The sequence below is a fragment of the Anaerolineae bacterium genome, assembly GCA_014360855.1.
In the GTDB taxonomy this organism is placed as follows: Bacteria; Chloroflexota; Anaerolineae; order JACIWP01; family JACIWP01; genus JACIWP01.
This window is the reverse complement of sequence record JACIWP010000308.1, coordinates 1-3332: the sequence shown is the minus strand read 5'-3', so window position 1 is coordinate 3332 and position 3332 is coordinate 1. Positions and strand designations below refer to the sequence as shown.

3 protein-coding genes are annotated in these 3332 nt (G+C 65.1%); all 3 read left to right on the top strand.

The window, feature by feature from the left end:
- The first annotated feature begins 43 nt into the window (after nucleotides 1-43).
- The gene (locus tag H5T60_13160) at nucleotides 44-577 is read left to right on the top strand and encodes a GNAT family N-acetyltransferase (GenBank protein MBC7243379.1); all 534 of its coding nucleotides are present in this window, start codon (nucleotides 44-46) and stop codon (nucleotides 575-577) included.
- A 60-nt stretch (nucleotides 578-637) separates the two neighbouring features.
- The gene (locus H5T60_13155; protein ID MBC7243378.1) at nucleotides 638-2554 is read left to right on the top strand and encodes a hypothetical protein; all 1917 of its coding nucleotides are present in this window, start codon (nucleotides 638-640) and stop codon (nucleotides 2552-2554) included.
- Between the two features lie 118 nt (nucleotides 2555-2672).
- Nucleotides 2673-3332, top strand: a 660-nt coding sequence (locus tag H5T60_13150) for a 30S ribosomal protein S1 (protein ID MBC7243377.1), incomplete at its 3' end; no start/stop codon positions are given.

The window sequence follows — 3332 nt, the reverse complement described above, 5'->3', positions numbered from 1 at the left end:
ATACCGTTCCCGGGACCAAGGCGTTCGTCGGAGGAGGGTCGCGTTGAACGTCGAAATCCGCCATGCCCTGCGCGCAGACCTGGAAGCCTGCCTGCAGATGGATGGCAGTTGCGTCAGCGACCATATCTGGCAGATCAGCCGGCGGGAATCCCAGGGCCAGATCGTGCTGACCCTGAGCGAGGTGCGTCTGCCGCGGCCGGTCACCGTGCCGTATCCCCGCACCCCAGAGGACATCATTGAGATCTGGCGGGGAGTGGACGCCCTGCTGGTGGCGGAGGCCGGCGGCCAGTTGTGCGGCTATCTGGACCTGCGGGCGGAAGGATGGCACAGCACCGCACGCATCACCAATTTCATCGTGGCGAACGGCTATCGTCAGCAGGGTGTGGGGACGCGACTGCTGGGCGCGGCGGTGCAGTGGGCGCGCACGCGCCGCCTGCAGTATCTCATGGCGGAGGCGCCGGCGCAGAGCTGGCCGGCCATTTCTTTTTACCGCAAGCTGGGCCTGGAGTTCTGCGGTTTTCACGACCGCTACTACTCCGCGCAGGTGGCGCTGTTCTTCATCCGGCGCATATCGTAGTCCGCCGGCGCATTGGAGCGATCGGAGAATCTCTATTAGAAGGGTGACAGTTGGGCCGATATGTGGGACTGGGCGCAGTTCTTTTCGTTCGGGGACCTGATCTTTGCCATCGTTGACCTGATCATCGCCTTCTCGCTCCTGACGTACATCTTCAGCCGCAACCTGACCAGCCCCGTATCACGGACCTTCGGGGCCATCCTGACATGCGTCACGGTGGTATATGCCGGCGACGTCATCGTCTCGCTCATTGACGATCTGCCCCGCGCCATCCCTTGGATGCGCTTCCAGTGGCTGGGCATTGCCATACTGCCGGCGGTCTACCTGCACTTCTCCGACTCGGTGCTGAACGCCACCGGTTTGCGCAGCCGGCGCCGGCGGGCCGCCATCGTGGTGGCGTATGCGCTCTCCCTTGCCGCGCTGGTGCTGGCCCTCTTCAGCGATCTCATCGTGCAGGATGGGGTCATGGCCTACACCATCAAGCGCCTGACCGCCGGCCCCCTCTTCTGGGGCTTTGCCGCCTACTTCGCCCTGGCTACCGTCGTCGGCGGCATCAACGTGTGGCGGGCGCGCCAGCGCTGTCTGACCCCCACCTCTATCCGCCGCATGACCTATCTGAGCGTGGCCTACATTGCGCCGGCATTGGGCACCTTCCCCTTCTTGCTGGTAGCATCACCGACCACCCCTCTGCCCTATACGGCCGTGCTGGCACTGGCCGCCGCCGGCAACTTCGCCGTCGCCGTCATGCTGGTGATCATGGGCTACAGCGTCGCCTATTACGGCGTGCTCTCCCCGGACCGCGTGGTCAAGCACTCCATGATCCACTTCCTCCTGCGCGGGCCGTTCGTGGGCATCTGCGTGATCATCCTGATGCTCATCGTCCCCCGCGTGGAGAGCATCTTGGGTCTGCCGCGCGATACCATGCTCATTTTCTCCGCCATGCTCCTCATCGTCCTGCTGGAGCTGGCCATCGAGCTGGCTGAACCCTTCATTGACCGCCTGATCTACCGCCAGGACCTGGCGGAGCTGGAATGGCTGCAGGAGCTGGACAAGCGCCTGCTGACCACCACCGACCTGAAGCAGTTCCTGGAGAACCTGCTGACGGCGCTGTGCGAGCTTCTGCGCGTGCGGACCGGGTTTGTGGCCAGCCTCGCCGGCGGCAAATGGCAGTTGGAGACCGTGACCGGCGATCTCCAGGCGGTACAGCGCTGTCTGGAGGAATTCCCGCCGGAGATGCTGTTCCATCCCCCGGATTCGGCGCGCACGGCGCGGCTGGAGCCGAGCCGTGCGGAGTTCATCCGCACCGACGGCTTTTGGGTACTGCCCCTGCGCACCCGCAATCGCGAGGCAACTTTGGGACTGCTGGGCCTGTATATTGATGCGCAGGAGGAGCCCCTTTCCCTGGAGGCCGGCGAGGCGGTCGACGCGCTCATCGCCCAGGCGGAAATTGCCCTGGAGGACCGTCATCTACAACAAGGGGTGTTCGCCGCCCTGCGCAGTATCATCCCTGAGATCGAGCGCATCCAGCGCTGGCGCGGCACCGTGCGGTATGATGTGGGCGAGCCGCTGGAGATCATCAAGGATTCCCCCGTATACGCGCCGGAATATCAGCGCTGGGTGAAAGAAGCGCTGGCGCATTATTGGGGCGGTCCCAAGCTGAGCCAAAGCCCCCTGCTGAACCTGCGGGTGGTCTCCCGCCGCCTGCGCCAGCAGGAAACCAGCCCGGTGAACGCCCTGCGCGCCACGCTGGCGGAGGCTATCGAAGCCCTGCGGCCGGCCGGCCCGCGCCACATGACCGCCTCCGAATGGCTGTTGTACAACATTTTGGAAATGCGGTATATTCAGGGCAAGCGCGTACGGGATATCGCCGATACCTTGGCTATGAGCGAGTCGGACCTGTACCGCAAACAGCGCATTGCCATCGAGCAGGTGGCTCGGGTGCTGGCGGACATGGAGCGGCAGGCCGGCGAAGAATCCTGAGCCGGAGGGGCGAGGCCCACGAGGGGCTACCGCCGGCGCGCCGGCGGTAGAGCATGATGGATCGGGCAGGACAGTCATCTGGACATCGGTCGGGTGTGAGGTACGGAGAGGGTGTGCGATGAGTGGACATCCATTAGAGATGGAATGGGATGAGGAATACTGGCGGGTGGTCATGGAACAGGGCGAGGCGGTCAATGTGGATGTATGGCGCACCGATGCGCCGGCCGCCGGCTGGGACGAGGAACCGCTGAACGCGGAAGAGGTGGAGAACGTCACCGAAGCGACAACCGACCCGCCCCCCGCCGCTGTCAGCAGTGTCACCGCAGAAAACATCTGGCAGGTTGCCGCGGACTACATGCGGGAGAAGCGGGTGATCCAACTGCCGGCCATCGGGTACAACCGCGGCGGCCTGCTGGTGCAGTGGGGAAACAAACAAGCCTTTGTGCCGGCCTCGCACCTTATCGGCATGCCCCGCTCGGCCGAGCTGGATGAACGCAACGCCTACCTGGCCGGGCGCGTGGGCACTCACCTCAACCTGTGCGTGATCGAAGTGGACCCGGCCCGCGATCGGCTGGTGCTCTCCGAACGGGAGGCGCTGGGGCCGGCCGGTCAGACGACCGGCGGTGCGCCGGCGCTGGCACCGGGCGCTCGCTGTCGCGGCATCGTCACCGCGGTGCGCGATTTCGGCATCTTCGTCCAGGTCGGGGAGCTGGAGGGCCTGGTACATATCTCGGAGCTTTCCTGGAGCCGGGTGCGCCATCCGGGCGACCTTTTCCAG

Coding starts and splice junctions, on each gene's coding strand:
- H5T60_13155 (MBC7243378.1), top strand. CDS start 638: ATGTGGGACTGGGCGCAGTTCTTTTCGTTCGGGGACCTGATCTTTGCC.